This window comes from Dermabacter jinjuensis, from assembly GCF_902381725.1.
GTDB classification, from domain to species: Bacteria; Actinomycetota; Actinomycetes; order Actinomycetales; family Dermabacteraceae; genus Dermabacter; species Dermabacter hominis.
This window is the reverse complement of record NZ_LR698963.1, coordinates 1,552,484-1,569,096: the sequence shown is the minus strand read 5'-3', so window position 1 is coordinate 1,569,096 and position 16,613 is coordinate 1,552,484. Positions and strand designations below refer to the sequence as shown.

14 protein-coding genes are annotated in these 16,613 nt (G+C 63.5%); 8 read left to right on the top strand and 6 right to left on the bottom strand.

From position 1 onward, the window contains the following. Window positions 1-44: 44 nt before the first annotated feature. The gene (locus FXY94_RS06915) at window positions 45-1,508 is read right to left on the bottom strand and encodes a DEAD/DEAH box helicase (protein ID WP_016664312.1); all 1,464 of its coding nucleotides are present in this window, start codon (window positions 1,506-1,508) and stop codon (window positions 45-47) included. A 200-nt stretch (window positions 1,509-1,708) separates the two neighbouring features. Here FXY94_RS06915 and panD point away from each other — a divergent pair, with 200 nt between their 5' ends. The 3 genes from panD to FXY94_RS06900 are packed head-to-tail and all read left to right on the top strand — an operon-like array spanning window position 1,709 to window position 3,542. Further along, a complete protein-coding gene (gene panD, locus FXY94_RS06910; protein ID WP_034374752.1) occupies window positions 1,709-2,116 on the top strand; it encodes an aspartate 1-decarboxylase in 408 nt (135 codons plus the stop codon). A gap of 5 nt (window positions 2,117-2,121) precedes the next feature. After that, on the top strand, window positions 2,122-3,051 hold the full coding sequence (locus FXY94_RS06905; RefSeq protein ID WP_016664310.1) for an AEC family transporter: 930 nt from the start codon (window positions 2,122-2,124) through the stop codon (window positions 3,049-3,051). Window positions 3,052-3,077: 26 nt separating this feature from the next. After that, the gene (locus FXY94_RS06900) at window positions 3,078-3,542 is read left to right on the top strand and encodes a low molecular weight protein-tyrosine-phosphatase (RefSeq protein WP_016664309.1); all 465 of its coding nucleotides are present in this window, start codon (window positions 3,078-3,080) and stop codon (window positions 3,540-3,542) included. On the opposite strand, the gene FXY94_RS06895 is transcribed toward FXY94_RS06900, so the two are convergent. Next, window positions 3,539-4,075, bottom strand: a complete 537-nt coding sequence (locus FXY94_RS06895; RefSeq protein ID WP_016664308.1) for a GrpB family protein — start codon at window positions 4,073-4,075, stop codon at window positions 3,539-3,541. The genes FXY94_RS06900 and FXY94_RS06895 overlap by 4 nt on opposite strands. A gap of 165 nt (window positions 4,076-4,240) precedes the next feature. Between FXY94_RS06895 and leuS the strand changes: the two genes are divergently transcribed. Further along, entirely contained in the window at window positions 4,241-7,225 is a 2,985-nt protein-coding gene (gene leuS, locus FXY94_RS06890) for a leucine--tRNA ligase (RefSeq protein WP_016664307.1), read from the top strand. Window positions 7,226-7,886: 661 nt separating this feature from the next. After that, a complete protein-coding gene (locus FXY94_RS06885; RefSeq protein WP_147594906.1) occupies window positions 7,887-8,678 on the top strand; it encodes a hypothetical protein in 792 nt (263 codons plus the stop codon). 91 nt (window positions 8,679-8,769) lie between these two features. On the opposite strand, the gene clpB is transcribed toward FXY94_RS06885, so the two are convergent. Then, complete coding sequence (gene clpB / locus FXY94_RS06880) at window positions 8,770-11,388, bottom strand: ATP-dependent chaperone ClpB (RefSeq protein WP_016664305.1); 2,619 nt, start codon at window positions 11,386-11,388, stop codon at window positions 8,770-8,772. A gap of 128 nt (window positions 11,389-11,516) precedes the next feature. Further along, a complete protein-coding gene (locus tag FXY94_RS06875) occupies window positions 11,517-11,948 on the bottom strand; it encodes an RNA-binding S4 domain-containing protein (protein WP_172620177.1) in 432 nt (143 codons plus the stop codon). 179 nt (window positions 11,949-12,127) lie between these two features. On the opposite strand from FXY94_RS06875, the gene FXY94_RS06870 reads away from it, so the two are divergent. Together FXY94_RS06870 and FXY94_RS06865 are read left to right on the top strand one after the other, a co-directional pair. Next, entirely contained in the window at window positions 12,128-13,537 is a 1,410-nt protein-coding gene (locus FXY94_RS06870; protein ID WP_016664303.1) for an AMP-binding protein, read from the top strand. 9 nt (window positions 13,538-13,546) lie between these two features. Beyond that, window positions 13,547-14,167 carry an L-threonylcarbamoyladenylate synthase gene (locus FXY94_RS06865; RefSeq protein WP_016664302.1) on the top strand — a complete coding sequence of 207 codons (621 nt, stop codon included), beginning with the start codon at window positions 13,547-13,549 and terminating at the stop codon, window positions 14,165-14,167. Window positions 14,168-14,215: 48 nt separating this feature from the next. Here FXY94_RS06865 and FXY94_RS06860 read toward each other — a convergent pair whose 3' ends face one another. Beyond that, a complete protein-coding gene (locus FXY94_RS06860; RefSeq protein WP_232049692.1) occupies window positions 14,216-15,448 on the bottom strand; it encodes an MFS transporter in 1,233 nt (410 codons plus the stop codon). Window positions 15,449-15,537: 89 nt separating this feature from the next. Here FXY94_RS06860 and deoD point away from each other — a divergent pair, with 89 nt between their 5' ends. Next, entirely contained in the window at window positions 15,538-16,272 is a 735-nt protein-coding gene (deoD, locus tag FXY94_RS06855; protein WP_016664300.1) for a purine-nucleoside phosphorylase, read from the top strand. 70 nt (window positions 16,273-16,342) lie between these two features. Here deoD and FXY94_RS06850 read toward each other — a convergent pair whose 3' ends face one another. Further along, window positions 16,343-16,567 (bottom strand): hypothetical protein, encoded by a 225-nt coding sequence (locus tag FXY94_RS06850; protein WP_016664299.1) that lies wholly within the window; start codon window positions 16,565-16,567, stop codon window positions 16,343-16,345. Window positions 16,568-16,613: the final 46 nt, after the last annotated feature.

Genomic DNA, 16,613 nt, shown 5'->3' with positions numbered 1-16,613 from the left:
TCCTTATCGTGTCGAACGCGGATCATCTGACGTGTGGTGAAGCTTTAGCGCGACCGGCGCTGGCCACGCGACCGGGCTGGGGAAGCACCGCGTGCCAGGCGAGCGTCGGACCCTCGTTTCTTCCCGGCCGTGCGGCGGCCTTTGCCAGAACCGGGCGTACGCGAAAATGGTGACTTTTCGTTCTCGTCGTATACCGCGCGGCGCTTCTCGTTCTCGCGCCGTTCCGCGGCGTTTCTCGAGTTAGCTCCGCGCATCCTGGTGACATCGAGCTTACGGGGCGCGCCCTTATATTTGACGAGCTGAGGGTCCCGGGCGGGGGTCCCGCTCGGTGTCCTTCCTCCGACATACCGGATCACCTCGTCAGTTTCGGAATTCACCTCGCTCCATTCGGGACTCACCTGGGCTGCCTCGAGCACCTGGCGAGTCTTGTCCTTCTGATGTGGGAGGGCGAGAGTGACCACGACGCCCGAAGCCCCGGCGCGTGCCGTGCGGCCCGAGCGGTGCACGTACTCCTTCGCGTCATCGGAAGGATCGACGTGCAGCACGAGCGAAACGTCGTCGATGTGAATGCCGCGAGCGGCCACGTCGGTCGCGACGAGCACGTCGAAGGCCCCCTGGCGGAACCCTGCGAGGACGTTCGTGCGCAGGCCCTGCTGTTTATTGCCGTGCAGGGCCGCGGCGGGAATGCCCACCTCAATGAGTTCCTGGGCGACGCGTTCGGCGCCGAGTTGCGTGCGCGTAAACAGGAGGGTGCGACCATCGCGCGCCGCGATCTGGGCCGTGATCTGGCGCTTCTTTTTTGGGTTGATGGCATAGACGACGTGCCGCATGTTCTGCACCGCCGCGGCGACAGGGGTCGTCTCGTGCGTGACGGGGTCGACGAGGAAGCGGTCGGTGATCGCATCGACCTGGTCGTCGAGCGTTGCCGAAAAGAGCATCTTCTGCGTGCCCATCTCAACGTGCGCGAGAATCTCGGTGACGACGGGAAGGAAGCCGAGGTCGGCCATGTGGTCCGCCTCGTCAATAACCGTCGTCTCGATGCGGTCAAGGAAGAGATCTCCCCGCTGAGCGAGGTCGACGACACGCCCCGGTGTCGCGACGATGATCTCAACGCCCCGACGCAGCGCATCGGCCTGTTTGTTGATGTTCATGCCACCCGACACAAGCTGAGCCTTGATACCAACGGCACGCGCGAACGGGTGAATTGTGTCGACGACCTGGACGGCAAGCTCGCGAGTAGGCACGAGCACCATTCCCAGTGGCCGACGCCTGTGGGAGCTGCGATGCCGAAAACGCGCACACATCGACAGGGCAAAAGCGAGGGTTTTACCCGATCCAGTTTCAGCGCGGGCAAGAACGTCGCGTCCCGCGAGCGCATCGGGCAAGATTGCCTCTTGAATTTCGAAGGCACGCTCGAAGCCTTGCGCCTGAAGTTCTTGAACGAGCTCTTCTGGAAGCGCCATCGCATCGAAGCGCTCTGCTTTGTGTGTCCGTCGTGACTTGGGCATGGCAGTGGCCCCTTTCTGCGCGCGTGTGCGCGGTCCTGTGCTTCTCATGGGCGCCGTAGCGCCGGGCCCCAACGGGGCGGTAAACACCTCAAGTATCCGCGAGCCATCCCGGCACCGGAAGAGACGGTCGGGCAATTCGTTCGCAAACTCACGTCTATGACTGCTGCCCGATGGCCCACGGGGTGGAATACTTGAGCATCGTGTTGCGAACACTCATGACATCAAAGATTCACCGCGCCACCGTCACGCAAGCCGACCTTCACTACGTGGGGTCGGTAACCGTCGATGCCGATTTACTCGATGCCGCGGGCCTCATCGAAAACGAACTCGTCGCCATCGTCGACGTGACGAACGGGGCTCGGCTTGAAACCTACGTGATTCGAGGCGAGGCGGGCAGCGGGGAGATCAAGATCAACGGGGCTGCGGCCCACCTGGTACACCCCGGCGACCTCGTGATCCTGATCGCCTACGGTCAGTTCACGCCGGAGGAGGCCACCGCTCACACCCCGCGGGTTGTCCACGTCGATGACAAGAATCGCATCGTCGCGCTCGGCAGCGATCCTGCCCAGGCCGTGCCGGGAGCTCCCGACCAGATTTCCTCGAGGTAACTCACGTGGCGGGAGTCGTGAGCGGGTTCTTCGTGATCGCCGTGATCGTCACCGTGGGCGCATTCGCGGGGTGGTGCAATCTTTTGGGCCCCCAGGGCCGCTTTGTTCTCAATCGCCTGACCTATTTCATCGCGGGGCCATGCCTCGTGTTTGTGTCGCTCATCGACAGCGACCTTCACCTCATACTCTCCGCCAATTTTGCGGTCGCTGCCCTGGCAGCACTCCTCACGACTCTGCTCGCCGCCGCCCTTTCGCGCATTTTCCTCCAGCAGGATTTCCCCCACACCGTGATTTCCTCGGTTTCGGCCTCGATGGTCAATAGCGCGAACATGGGCTTTCCCATCGCGGCCTATGTTCTCGGTGACGTCTCTCTTGCGCTCCCCGTGGCGCTTTGGCAAATGGCGGTGTTCACGCCGCTCTTCCAGTCGGTTCTCCACTCTGCGGTCTCAGGGCAGCGACCAAGCGTACGCGCCCTCGCGGAAACAATTGCCGTGAACCCCATGATCGTCGCGTCCGCGGCAGGTCTCGCTGTTCTCGGCTTCGACCTTCACCTCCCGGCCTTCGTCACCGAACCGATCGACGTCATCGCGGGCATTTCCATCCCAGGGATGCTCCTCGCGTTTGGCATGTCGCTCACCACCTCGAGGCCTTTCTCGAAGGAGGCGGGGCATCGCGCCGACATCGTCCTCGCTACTGCCCTCAAGCTCCTCGCGATGCCCCTTTTTGCCTGGGCTCTCGGCCGGTTCGCCTTTGATCTCACGGGAACGGCGCTTTACGCGGTCGTCGTCCTCGCTGCGCTGCCTACCGCGCAAAACGTATACGTCGCCGCTGCGCGTTACGAGGTGGGCGAGGAGATGACGCGCGATATCGCGCTGTTGACATCGGTCGGCACAATGGTCGCGCTCATGGTGATTGCTTCGCTTTTCGGAGCGTGAGAAGCGCTTTACGTTAGGGTCGAGGCATGATCGTCACTACCGTATGCTGGGGCAACATTTGCCGCTCCCCGATGGCCGAACGCATCCTCGCCTCCGCGCTGTCGTCCCTCGAAGGCGGTGAAGGCATCACCGTCAATTCCGTTGGTGTGAGCAGTGAAGAGACGGGCAACCCCATGGATCCACGCGCTGCCCGCGTTCTCAAAGCCCAGGGCTACGACGCGGGCGGCCACGCCGCTCGTCAGGTGAGCGCTGCCGACATCGAGCGAACCGATCTTTTCGTCGCCGCCGAGCAGTTCCACCTCGACCGGCTTCGTGCGCTTGGAGCCCGCGAGGAGCAGCTCGCTCTCATGACCGACTTCGACCTCGAGTCTCAGCCGGGCGACGCCCTGCCCGACCCGTGGTACGGCGGCGCCGAGGACTTCGATCGGACTCTCGACGTGCTCGAGCGCGCGATGCCGCGCCTCGCCGCACGCCTCGTGAAAGAGTCCTAGAAGCTCGCCGCGAGGCTCGTAAGCGCGTCCTCGTCCATCCCCGCCTCGCGCAAAACCTTCTGGAACATGGGCGCCTTCGCGCGGCGGTACTCGTCCACGTCGATCGCCCCCGTGAACGCAAGACCTCGCTTGTAGCCCGAAAACTCCGCCACGAGCTCGGGGCTGTTCATGAGGACTTGACGCGCCGCGACGCTCGCGTGAAGCAGCGGCGATCCCTCATCGAAAACGGTGAGGGAGTGAAGCACTCCCGACGTGGGAGTATTCAGTTTTCGGTAACCCTCGCCCTCCTGGCGATCGCCGCCGGCCACGTAGCCAAGCGGGGCGAGCGCCTCGCACGCCTCGTCAAGCGCGAGTGGCGCAGCGACCACCGCGATATCGATGATCGGTCTTGCGACCATGCCCGGAACCGAGGTCGCGCCGATGTGCTCGATCCCCTGGCCGCCGTGGCCGTCGAGGGCGTCCACGAGGGTCGTTGCGACCCCCATAAAATCGCCCACCCAAGATTCCGAATACTCGCTCAAATGAATCGCCATACCCCCATCCTACGGGCGAGGAACGGGGCGTATAGCCGAGCTGATGCTGGCGCGGCGGCCGTCGGACCCTCACGAGGCCCCCAAAGGCACAGCACGTAGACTAGAGACATTGAATGCGCGCTCGAGACCGAGGGCGCACGACACCGACACGAGGAAAGGGACACGATGGCTGAGGCCCCATACCGTTACACCGCCGAACTCGCGGGACAGATCGAGCAGAAATGGCAAAAGCTGTGGCTCGAGCAGGGTACTTTCAACGCCGTCAACCCCGTGGGCGAGCTCTCCGATGGACGCAGCGCCGAAGAGCTCGGCGAGAAGATGTTCATCATGGACATGTTCCCCTACCCCTCGGGCAAGGGACTGCATGTGGGCCACCCGCTTGGCTACATTGCGACCGACGCCGTCGCGCGTCACAACCGCATGCTCGGCAAGAATGTGCTCTACACGATGGGCTACGACGCCTTCGGCCTGCCCGCGGAGCAGTACGCGATTCAAACCGGCACCCACCCGCGCGTCACGACCGACGAAAACGTTGCGAACATGGCCCGTCAGCTCTTCCGCCTCGGCCTCTCGCACGACTCGCGCCGCTCGCTTCGCACGACCGATCTTGACTTCGTCAAGTGGACCCAGTGGGTATTCCTCCAGCTGTTCGACTCGTGGTACGACCCGAACTTCGTGAAGGCTGACGGCACACGCGGCTCTGCACGGCCCATTTCGGAACTCAAGGGCGCGATCCAGGATCGCGATGTTGATCCGTACGCGCTCGCCGAGCAGCAGGGCATCGACATCCCGCAGATGTGGCACGACCGCAAGCCGGATCACGAGCATTGGAATCCCGAGCACGACACACCGTTCGACTTCCTCATTCAGTACACGCCCGAGGAGATGACGGAGCTCGTCAACTGCTTCCGACTCGCCTACGTGAGCGACACGCCCGTGAACTGGTGCCCTGGTCTCGGCACCGTGCTCGCGAACGAAGAGGTGACGGCCGAGGGCCGCTCGGAGCGCGGCGATTTCCCCGTGTTCAAGCGCCGCTTGCGCCAGTGGAACCTGCGCATCACCGCGTATGCCGATCGACTTCTCGAGGATCTCGACACCGTTAACTGGCCCGAATCGGTCAAATCCATGCAGCGGAACTGGATCGGCCGTTCGCGCGGTGCGCAGGTCACGTTCACGCTGGATTCCGACGGCTGCCCCGCCTTCGCCGACTCCACGTTCGACGTCTTCACGACGCGCGTGGACACGCTGTTTGGCGCGACCTTCACGGTGCTCTCGCCCGAGCATCCGCTGCTGTCTGACGTCAGCGCTCTCCCCGAGGCGTGGCCCGAAGACACGAAGTCCGCCTGGACCGGCGGAGCATCGAGCCCGCGCGAGGCCGTCGCCGCCTACAAGGAACGTGCCGCCGCACTCGATGACACCGAGCGCACCGCCGATTCGCGTGAGAAGACGGGAGTGTTCACGGGCCTTTTCGCAGTGAACCCGATGGACGGCCGTGCGCTTCCCGTGTTCACCGCCGACTACGTACTCATGGGCTACGGCACGGGCGCCATCATGGCCGTTCCCGCCGAAGACGAACGTGACTACGCGTTCGCGAGCGCTTTCGAGCTCCCCGTGATCCGCACCGTTCAACCGCCCGCCGATTTCGAAGAGGGACAGGCCTACACGGGCGACGGGAGGAAGATCAATTCGCGCAGCGACGAGCTCGATCTCAACGGCATGAGCAAGGACGAGGCGATCGCTGCCGCGACCGAATTCGCCGAGAAGAAGGGCTTCGGCCGCGCAAAGACGACGTACCGGCTGCGTGACTGGCTTTTCAGCCGCCAGCGCTACTGGGGCGAGCCCTTCCCGATCGTGTACGCGGAAGACGCCCCCGAAGTCCCGATCGCGCTCCCGTTCGATCAGCTTCCCGTTCAGCTGCCCGAACTCGACGACTTCTCCCCCAAGACGTTCGACCCGGAAGACGCCGACACCGAGCCGCAGACCCCGCTCTCGCGCGCGGAGGACTGGGCCTGGGTCGAGCTTGATCTTGGCGACGGCATGAAGCGCTACCGTCGCGAAATGAATGTCATGCCGCAGTGGGCCGGATCGTCGTGGTACGAAATCCGCTACACCGATCCCACGAACGACGACCAGATTTCGGCGCCCGAAAATGAGCAGTACTGGATGGGCCCGCGTGAAGGCGCCCCCACTGGCGGTGTCGACCTGTACGTCGGTGGTGTCGAGCATGCCGTTCTCCACCTGCTCTACGCACGTTTCTGGCACAAGGTTCTCTTCGACCGCGGCTACCTTGCGAGCGCCGAGCCGTTCCACACCCTGTTCAACCAGGGATATGTGCAGGCCTATGCTTACCGCGACGAGCGAGGCGTCTACGTCAACGCCTCCGAGGTTGTTGAGGAAGCCGACGGCACCTTCACTCACGATGGCAAACCCGTGCGCCAGGAATACGGGAAGATGGGCAAGTCCCTGCGCAACATCGTGACCCCGGACGACATGTACGACGAGTTCGGCGCCGACACGTTCCGCGTGTACGAAATGTCGATGGGTCCGCTCGATCTGTCGCGCCCCTGGAACACGCGCGACGTCGTGGGCTCGCAGCGCTTCCTTCAGCGTTTGTGGCGCCTCGCCGTGTCCGAAGACACCGGCGAGTGCATCGTGAGCGATGCCGAGCCGAGCGTGGAGACCTTGCGCGCCGTGCATAAGACCATCGACGCGGTGAGCGCCGACATGGACCACATGCGTTTCAACACCGCAATCGCGCGCCTCATCGAGCTCGTCAATCACCTCACGAAGGTCGCCGGCGAGAGCGGCGGCGCGCCGCGTTCGGCCGTCGAGGCTCTCGTGCTCATGGTCTCGCCGTTTGCCCCGCACCTCGCCGAGGAACTGTGGGCGAAGCTCGGTCACGACGAGTCGCTCGCGCGCGCTTCCTACCCGGTTGCGGATCCGCAGTACCTCGTTGCCGACGCCGTCACGTGCGTCATCCAGGTCAAGGGCAAGGTGCGCCACCGCATCGAGGTTGATCCGGAGATCTCGGCGGAGGAGCTCGAGAAGGCAGTGTTTGCCGAGGAGCGCGTGCAAAAACTCATCGAGGGCCACGAGGTTCGTAAGGTGATCGTGCGCGCGCCGAAGCTCGTTAACATCGTCCTCTCCTAACTGAATTGCATAGGGGTTGCGGGGGTTTGGATACCGCCCCCTCTCCCTGAAATTGCATAGTTGTTGTGGGGGTTTGAGCCGCGTGGCTCGGACCCCCACACCTCTTCGATTTAAGGAGCGTTTCGAGACGGAACAGCGACTCTCGCCGAACGCGCTGAGGCGGCTCGCGCTCCACATTTCTCGGTTTCTCCCACTCCGCCCAGGGGCGCGCATGATGACAGCTGCCGATCCATAGCATGCAAGCCATGGCACGCACCCGAGCTCCTATCCCGGCCGCCCTCGCGCACACCGCATTCACGTCCCAAGAGGCCTATGCGCAGGCTGTCACGCGCGATCAGCTCCGCGGGCCGAGTTATCAGCAGCTCCACCGGGGAATCTATGCTCCGACGGAACATTCGCCCACAAGCTGGGACTACGCGCGCATCGTGACTCACGCATGTCCCACGGCCGCGCTCTCTCAAATTTCGGCAGCACTCTTGTGGGGATTTCCTCTACCCACCAGATTCCTCGCGCAGGACCCCCCCCACCAACTTCGGAACTGGCGCGTATCCAAGACGCTCACGCGCCCATACCCGAAAAACTCAATGGCCTTCCGAACTTTGTTTACCCCTACCATCACCGCTCCCCCACGCAGCCATGTGCCGAGTGGCGGCAGCATCTTTTGGCAAGCGACGATGTCATTGTTGTGGAGCCCGAGCAGATTCGTGCGGGCTTAGGTGCCGACGGTGGCCCAGCAAGCGTCGGAATGCCGTGGCACCCCTCCACCGCGCCCCTGTGGAAAAAGCCGCTCAGGATCATGTCCCGCGAACGAACGTTCCTTGATCTTGCGACGGTGCTGAACCCGTTTGAGCTCGTGGCCGTAGGCGACTATCTCGTGCGTCGACCGCGCCCGAACTACGAGGGGCGAAGTCGGCCCTACTGCACGATTGCTGGCCTCAAGGGCGCGCGCGAGAAATACCCAAAAATCGACGGCGCCACAAATACGCGATGGGCGCTCGACAATATTCGCGTGGGCTCTGACTCACCTCAGGAGACTCTGTGCCGCCTTCTTCTCGTCGAGGCGGGCCTTCCCGAACCGGCGCTCAATATTCCTATCCCGCTGCCCGGAGGAATCGTCGTTCCCGATCGTGACCTCGTCTACCCGGATCAGAAGGTCGTTGTGGAGTATCAGGGAAGCTCCCACGAAGAGCCGCAACGGGCGGCGCGCGACCGCTACCACGCCGAGAATCTTCGGGAGGAGGGGTGGGAGGTCGTTCCGATTTATAAAGATGACCTCCCGTATGTCGGTTGGTGCAACGAGTTTCCAGCGAAGTATCGAATAGACGCGCCGGGGATGCCTCGCATCAATCGCGTCAACTTTAAGTTGTCACCATATGCGCTGGCGCCGGAGCCTCGCGAGTGGCCCCTTGTTGTCAAGGTTCGCGAAGCATTCCGACGCCAGGCAATGCGGTAGGTTGCGGGGGCTAAACCCGAGGAATAACCCCCGCAACCCCTATGGAATCCAAGTGAAGGGGTGCGAATAACCCCCACAACCCCTATGGAATTCAGTGGAGGGCGAGGCGGGCCGGCGCCCCCTCCTCGTGCTCCACGTCAACCGTGACCTTCTGATCGTCCGTGACCTCGCCCGTGAGGATGAGGCGCGCGAGCGCATCGCCGATCTCCTTTTGCACGAGACGCTTGAGCGGGCGCGCGCCATACGCTGGGTCGAATCCGCGTTCAGCAAGCAAGTCCTTGGCCGCGTCGCTCACCTCGAGGGTGATGCGGCGATCCTTGAGACGCGCGGCAAGCGACGCCACCTGGAGGCCAACGATGCGGCGCAGCTCCTCGCGGCTGAGGGAGTCGAACATGACGATGTCGTCGAGGCGATTGACGAACTCGGGCTTGAACGCGGCGCGAACAGCGCTCATGACCGCCTCGCGTTTCGCACTGTCGTCGAGGCTCTCGTCCTGGAGGAAGTGCGCGCCCAAGTTGGACGTGAGGATCACAATAGTGTTCCGGAAGTCGACCGTGCGCCCTTGGCCGTCGGTCAGGCGGCCGTCATCGAGCACCTGGAGGAGGATGTCGAAAACGTCCGGGTGGGCCTTCTCGATCTCGTCCAGGAGTATGACGGTGTAGGGGCGGCGTCGGACCTGCTCGGTGAGCTGCCCTCCCTCTTCGTAGCCAACGTAGCCCGGAGGTGCACCCACGAGGCGAGAGACGCTGTGCTTTTCACCGTATTCGGACATGTCGATGCGAACCATTGCGCGTTCGTCGTCGAAGAGGAATTCGGCGAGGGATTTGGCGAGTTCGGTCTTGCCTACGCCCGTGGGGCCGAGGAAGAGGAACGATCCCGTGGGCCGGTTCGGGTCGGCGATTCCGGCGCGCGAGCGGCGCACGGCATCCGAGACCTCGGCGACGGCCCTGCGCTGACCGATGAGGCGTTTACCAATAATGTCCTCCATGTCGAGAAGCTTTTGCGTCTCGGACCTGAGGAGTCGGCCAGCGGGGATGCCGGTCCACGAGGACACCACGCCAGCGATGTCGTCGGGCCCGACCTTGTCGGCGACGAGCGGCTTTTGCTCCTCGTCAATAGCTCGGCTCTCGGTGCCTTCTCCGTGCTCAAGTTCCACGAGCTTCTTTTTGAGCTCGGGGATGTCGCCGTAGAGGATCTTCGAGGCCTGGCTCAGGTCGCCTTCGCGCTGGGCACGATCGGCCTGCATGCGGAGATCCTCGAGCTTTGCCTTGAGCTCGCCCACCTCGTTGAGGCCGGATTTCTCGCGCTCCCAGCGGGCGGAAAGCTCGTTCATCTCCTCGGTGCGCGCCGCGAGATGCTCGCGGACGCTCGCGAGTTGCGCGAGCGATCCCGGATCGTCCGAGCCCTTGAGGGCGAGCTCTTCCATCTTGAGCCGGTCGACCTGGCGGCGAAGAACATCGAGCTCCACGGGTGAGGAGTCGAGTTCCATCCGCAGGCGCGAGGCAGCTTCGTCAATGAGGTCGATGGCCTTATCAGGGAGCTGGCGATTGTTGATGTAGCGATCGGAAAGCGAGGCAGCAGCGACGAGCGCCGAGTCCGAAATCGTGACCTTGTGGTGCGCCTCGTACTTGTCTTTGAGGCCGCGGAGGATCGTGATCGTGTCTTCGACGCTTGGCTCGCCCACGAAGACCTGTTGGAAGCGGCGTTCGAGAGCCGGGTCCTTTTCGATCCGTTCGCGGTATTCGTCGAGGGTCGTCGCGCCCACCATGCGAAGTTCGCCGCGCGCGAGCATGGGTTTGAGCATGTTGCCGGCGTCCATGGAGCCCTCGCCTGTGCCGCCTGCGCCGACGACTGTGTGCAGCTCGTCGATGAACGTGATCACGTTGCCGTTCGAGTCGCGGATTTCGTCGAGGACGCTCTTGAGACGCTCTTCAAATTCGCCTCGGTATTTCGAGCCGGCGACCATCGAGGAAAGGTCGAGCGAGACGAGGGTCTTGCCGCGGAGCGATTCGGGCACATCCCCTTCGACGATGCGCTGGGCGAGGCCTTCGACGACGGCGGTTTTGCCGACGCCGGGCTCGCCGATGAGCACGGGGTTGTTCTTCGTGCGGCGGCTGAGCACTTGGACGACGCGGCGGATTTCGCCGTCGCGGCCGATGACGGGGTCCAGTTTGCCTTCGCGCGCGCGGGCGGTGAGGTCGACCCCGAATTTTTCGAGGCTCTTGAAGGAGCCTTCCGGGTTTTCTTTGTTCATGCTTGTTCCTTTGGTGAGTTTTGCGATGCTGGCGCGGATCGCTTTCGGGGTCGCGCCGAAGTCTTTGAGGATGTCGCCAGGGGTTTTTGCGGCCTTGGCGATGCCGTAGAGCAAGTGCTCGGTCGAGATGTACCCTTCTGCCCCTTGCCCCATGCCGGCGCCGGCTTCTTTCCCGGCGGCTTCAAGTGCGTCGTAGCCATCGCCCTGGAAGACGGGTTTTTGGTCGGTGCTCCCGGTGAGGCGTGGCAAGCGCTGGATTTCTTGGGTGATTCGCTCTTTGAGCGCGCCGATGTGCACGCCCGTGTCGGTGAGCACGGCCGTGGCGATTGAGTCTTCTTGTTCGAGCAGTGCCGCGAGCAAGTGCAGACCGGTGACGTTGGTGTTGCGCAGTGTTTCCGCCGAGCGCGTTGCCGCCTCGACGGCTTCGCGCGAGCGTTGGGTGAAGGAAAATTGCATATTTTCCGCTCCTTTCACGTGGTGTGCGTGGAGCGGGGTTGTGGCCTGGCAGGTCCGACGGTTGCCGAGCCTTCCTCGTTCTCACGCTTACGCTCTATGCAACGCCACCAAAGTTGAGTCTATTCCGCTCAACTTTCATCATTGTCGAAAATGGTCGTCCACCTGCCGTTTTGCGATTCGCGGCCGCGCAGGCGGTCGAGCGCTCGGCGTTCCTTTTTCGTGGGGCGGCCAGTCCCACGCTCACGCCGCGGCGGCGCCGCGAAGAGCTGCGGGGGCGGCGGAACGGAGATGTCGGTGTAGGCCTCGCGGGCAAGTGGCGCACCAACTCTCTTTGAAAGCAATTGTGTGACGACGTACTCGTTCGTGTAGCCGGGGTGGCGTATGGCAACCGTGCTGCCCACGCTCAAGCGGAAGCTCGGCTTCACGACCTCACCATCGACGCGCACGTGCGAGGCTCTGATCGCGCTCGCGGCGAGGGAGCGCGTTTTAAATAGCCGCACCGCGTGCAGCCACGTATCAAGGCGCACGCTCACGGCTCCCGCCTGCTTGTTCTCATTCACGGTGCTACTTTCGCACACTCGGCTTGCTCATAGCGCAACCACGTGCGACTTCGCTACTCCACCCATGAAGCACCCCGGGTGTCTCGGGTTAATATGCAGGTTCGCTCCTTAGACTGCACACGTCAGATGCAGGGGCGAATCTCGCACGCCCCACACAGGATCCCGGAGAGGAGGCGCTCATGCCCGCGGCACGGTCGTACGTCATCGATCCGGCTTCCGAGGCGAGCGCACATCCCCTCCCCTTGAATGCCTCGGAACTTCTCGATTTTGCCATTTCGCATTTCCGTTCACGCACGGCTATCGAGATGAGCGGAACCCGCGTGAGCTATGGGCAGCTTGGCCGCCGCATTCGATGCCTTGCGCAGGGACTCTTGGATTCGGGAATCCGTGCGGGCGACCGCGTCGCGATCGTCCTGCCTATGAGCATTGAAGCCGTCGTGGCGTTCCACGCGGTCCTTCGGATCGGAGCGATCGCCGTGCAGCACTCCGATCGCGAACCGATGATGCGCCTGAGCCGGGAATTTGCCGATTACACGCCGGTCGCGGTCATCATCGCCGAGTATCGTCTCAATGCGCTCGCGGGTCTCGACCAGCACGCGCGACCAAAAACCGTCATCACCGTCCAAGCGCCGGAGCTTCCGAAGACTGCCCCGCGTCGGCTCACCCTTACGGGGGCACTCGCAGAGATTGCGAAAGCGGGCGGCAAGGGAGTCATGCGGGTTGCGTCGCCGTCGAAAAGCCCCGCGCAGCTTCCCCTCACTTTCTGCACGCGCACGCGCTTCAAGGACCTGCTGGGCTCAGCGCCGCTTCCTGACGACTACCCCTATCCGAGCCCGCGTGACCTCGCGGCCATCGTGTACGAAGGGCACACGCGGGCCAGCTCGCTCGGGGCGATGCTCACCCACGACAATCTCACGGCGCTCGCGCACCAGTCCCTGGAGTATCTCGAGACGGCGCCGGCCGGGACCGAGACCGGCTACGCGCTGTGGCCGCTGCACTCGGTGATCGGGATCGCCGATACTCTCACGACCAGCCTCTTTTACGGTCGGCACACGATTCTCTTCCCGCGGTTCGACCGCGCCGGCCTCATGCGCGCTCTCAAGAAGCACCCTCCCGAGGTGATCTCCGGCGATACCGAGGTCTTCCGCTTCCTCGCCGAGCATGCCCGCACGACAGGCCGGTCCCTCACATTGAGGCTCGCGTTGAGTCCCGTGAGCCGTGACCACGCACCGAGTTTTCGGGATTGGGCACGGGACCTTGGCTGGCCGCTCATGGTCGGTTACAGCGGCGCTGAAGCTGGCGTGACCGTGTATTTGCGCACCGCGGAAGAGGGGCGCGAGCACACCGTGGGGACACCGCTCCCCTCGATCGAGGTGCGGGTCGTGGATCTAAATGACCGCAGGCGCGTCGTGGGCCCGGGAACCGTCGGCAAGCTCATGATCAAAGGACCTCAGGTGTTCCACGGGTATTGGAAGAAGCCCGATGAAAGCACAGCCGTGCTCAGCGCGGACGGCTGGGTACTGACCACTTCGCTCGCCTCGATTGACGCTGACGGCTACGTCACGCTCGCTCCCGCGCCGCCGCACTAACATGGGGTCATGGCACGCCTCATTTCGATTCACCCCGTCACTCCACAGCAGCGCCTGCTCGACCAGGTTGTTGAGCGGCTAAAGGACGGTGAGCTCATCGCGTACCCCACCGATTCGGGGTACGCGCTCGGCTGCCGCATCGGTGCTCACGAGGCGTTAGAGCAGATCCGCACGATTCGCCACACCGGCAAAGACCACCACTTTACGGTCATGTGCAGCGAGTTTGGCCAGCTGGGCACCTACGTGCGCATTTCGAATCCCAACTACCGCTTGCTGCGCGCCCACACCCCGGGCCCGTATACGTTCATCCTGCCGGCAACGAAGGAGCTTCCGCGCCGCATGCTCCACCCGAAGAAGCACACGGTTGGGGCGCGCATTCCCGATCACGTGGTGGCACGCGCGATCGTTGAGGCACTCGGGGAGCCGCTCATGAGCTCGAGCCTCATCATGCCCGGTGAGAGCTCCGTGCTCACGGAGTCATGGGTCGTCGAGGATCGCCTCGGCCACCTCATTCCCGCGATTATCGACGGGGAGGTCACGGGATCAGAGCCCACAAGCATCATTGACCTCACGGGCGATTTTCCGCGCGTTCTGCGTGAGGGCGCGGGCGACACACGCGCGTTCGAATAAACAGGAGCGGGCTCGAGGGGCGTGGGGCGGGTCCGACGCCTGCCGAGCCTACGCTGTGCCCAAGGCCTTCGCGCGCCTATCGGCCTTTGTCAGATCCTCGAGGGCACCGGCAATAATGAAGACCCCGACCGCGTAGAGGGGCACGAGTGCGAGGGCATAGCGGAGAGTGAAGAGATCGGCGAGCCAGCCGACGATCGGCGGGGCGAGAAGGAACCCGATGCGCGCGAACCACCCGACAACGGTGATGCCGACCCCGTGACCGAAATCTTCGATGTTGTCACCCGCACGGAAGACGGCCGGGAAGAGGGTCGCGACGCCCCAGCCGGCCGCGGCGAAGCCGATGACCGCCGTCACGGCATTTGGCCACACGAGCATGAAGCCCATGCCCACGAACGAAATTACTGCGCCGACGCGTGCAGTTTTTCGGTCGCCCCACGCATCGACGATCGGGTCTCCTAGGAATCGACCGACCATCTGCGCGCCTTGGAGGGCGACGAAAGCGAGCCCCGCGACGAACGGCGAAGCATTGAAGGTGTGTGTCATGAAGAGCGCACCCCACGTGCTACCCGCATCCTCGGTCGAGCCGGCAAAGACGAGAACCATGCCGAGCGCGCCGAGGAGCGCGAGCGCACCGAGCTTCCCGCGTTGTGGCGTGGTGCTTTCGAGGAGGGTGTCACCGCTCGTCTCCCCCATGAGGTCCGCCGGGGCTTCGTTCGCGGAGGAGGCGCTTGGAGACGAGACCTCTTTGACGCGCTCGGAGGCGTCGGAACCTTTGAGCAGGAACGGGAAGTTCGCAATCGCGATGGCACCAAACACGACGAGCCCGCCCCAGCCTTGCCAGGCGAGCGGGACGCCGAATTGCGCGCACGCGGAGCCGATCACGCCCCCGAGCACAGCACCGAGGGACCAAAATCCGTGAAAGCTGTTGATGATCGAGCGGCGATAGCGGCGCTCGACCCTCATCCCGTGAGCGTTCTGCGAAATATCCGTAATGGCGTCGAAGCTCATCGCGAGCACGAAGCCGAGCGCGAGCATGCCCCAGCTCGGAGCGAGATAGATGAGCACGTGCGCGCTCGAGGCCAGGAGCTGAAAGATCACCGCGGTCTTCCCGGATCCGAGCCGCTTCATAATCGGCGCGGCGAGCAAGCCGAAAGCGAGGCCACCGAGCGGCCCGAGACCCACGGCGAGTCCGAGTTCCGCGTTATTGATGCCCAGCTGCCGCACTATCTCCGGGTAGCGCGGGAGAATCGCACAAAAACTCACGCCATTAAGGAGAAACACAAGCGAAACCGCCCACCTTGCGCGGACGGCTTCACGATCTGGCAGAAAAGTTTCGGGCATCCCATCTCCAAACACCGTAGGCTTAAGGCATGTCTACTCATATTAATGCCCCCGAAGGCGCGATCGCGCCTTACGTCCTCTTCCCCGGAGACCCCTATCGCGCGAGGTGGATCGCGGAAACCTTCCTTGACGATGCGAAGCTCTATAACGAGGTGCGCGGCATGCTCGGCTACACGGGTACATACAAGGGCGTGCGTGTGAGCGTACAGGGTTCCGGCATGGGCCAGCCATCGATGGCGATCTACGCGCACGAGCTCATGAACGACTACGACGTCCAAGCCATCATCCGCGTGGGCACCGCGGGCGGTATGGCGCCGGAGGTCAAGGTGCGCGACGTCGTAATCGCGAGCAGCGCCAGCACGGATTCGGCCATGAACCGCGCGCGTTTCGGTGACGTCACCTACGCCCCCGCGGCCGACTTCGAACTCTTGCGCCTCACGGTGGAGGCTGCCGAAGCGCAGGAACTCCCCTATCGCGTTGGCGGGCTGTTCTCCGCCGACCAGTTCTACAACCCGAATCCGATCACCCAAACCCTCGCCAACTACGGTGTGCTTGGAGTCGAGATGGAAACCGCTGGGCTGTACACGCTCGCCGCGCAGTTCGGCCGCAAGGCGCTATCCGTGTGCACGATCTCCGACCATCTGCTCACGGGTGAAGAGACGAGCGCTCAGGAGCGCCAGGAGACGTTCGACTCGATGATCGTCATGGCGCTCGAGGCCGTCGTGGCCCTCGATAAAAGCGCAGATAAGAAGCGTGCGCAATAGCTCGCTCCTGCTTCTTCGCAACGAAAAGGCCTCGGCGACCGCGCCGGGGCCTTTTGCTATCGCTGCTGTTCTACTTCATGAAGAAGCGCGGGACGATATCGAACGCGAGAAAGAGCGCGACAATCGACATGGCAAGCCCAACGACGAACCAGATCGGCGCAATCGTGTAGAGGCTCATAACGTAAAGGCCGCCAGCGAAAAGCACGAACACGACCGCGGTGAGGAGAATCGAAAAGCCGAGGCTGTAGCCCTGCGAGGTTTCGTTGCTTGCCGCGGCGTTATTGTGCTGGGTCACGCTTTTCTCCATGATGGTCGGGTAGGAATGTCGGCCGCCGCAAGCG

What these genes read in the sequence shown, in the direction of transcription:
- FXY94_RS06900 (WP_016664309.1), top strand. Translation starts at nt 3,078, where the DNA reads ATGATCGTCACTACCGTATGCTGGGGCAACATTTGCCGCTCCCCGATG.
- FXY94_RS06915 (WP_016664312.1), bottom strand. Translation starts at nt 1,508, where the DNA reads ATGCCCAAGTCACGACGGACACACAAAGCAGAGCGCTTCGATGCGATG.
- deoD (WP_016664300.1), top strand. Translation starts at nt 15,538, where the DNA reads ATGTCTACTCATATTAATGCCCCCGAAGGCGCGATCGCGCCTTACGTC.
- FXY94_RS06865 (WP_016664302.1), top strand. Translation starts at nt 13,547, where the DNA reads ATGGCACGCCTCATTTCGATTCACCCCGTCACTCCACAGCAGCGCCTG.
- FXY94_RS06870 (WP_016664303.1), top strand. Translation starts at nt 12,128, where the DNA reads ATGCCCGCGGCACGGTCGTACGTCATCGATCCGGCTTCCGAGGCGAGC.
- clpB (WP_016664305.1), bottom strand. Translation starts at nt 11,388, where the DNA reads ATGCAATTTTCCTTCACCCAACGCTCGCGCGAAGCCGTCGAGGCGGCA.
- leuS (WP_016664307.1), top strand. Translation starts at nt 4,241, where the DNA reads ATGGCTGAGGCCCCATACCGTTACACCGCCGAACTCGCGGGACAGATC.
- FXY94_RS06895 (WP_016664308.1), bottom strand. Translation starts at nt 4,075, where the DNA reads ATGGCGATTCATTTGAGCGAGTATTCGGAATCTTGGGTGGGCGATTTT.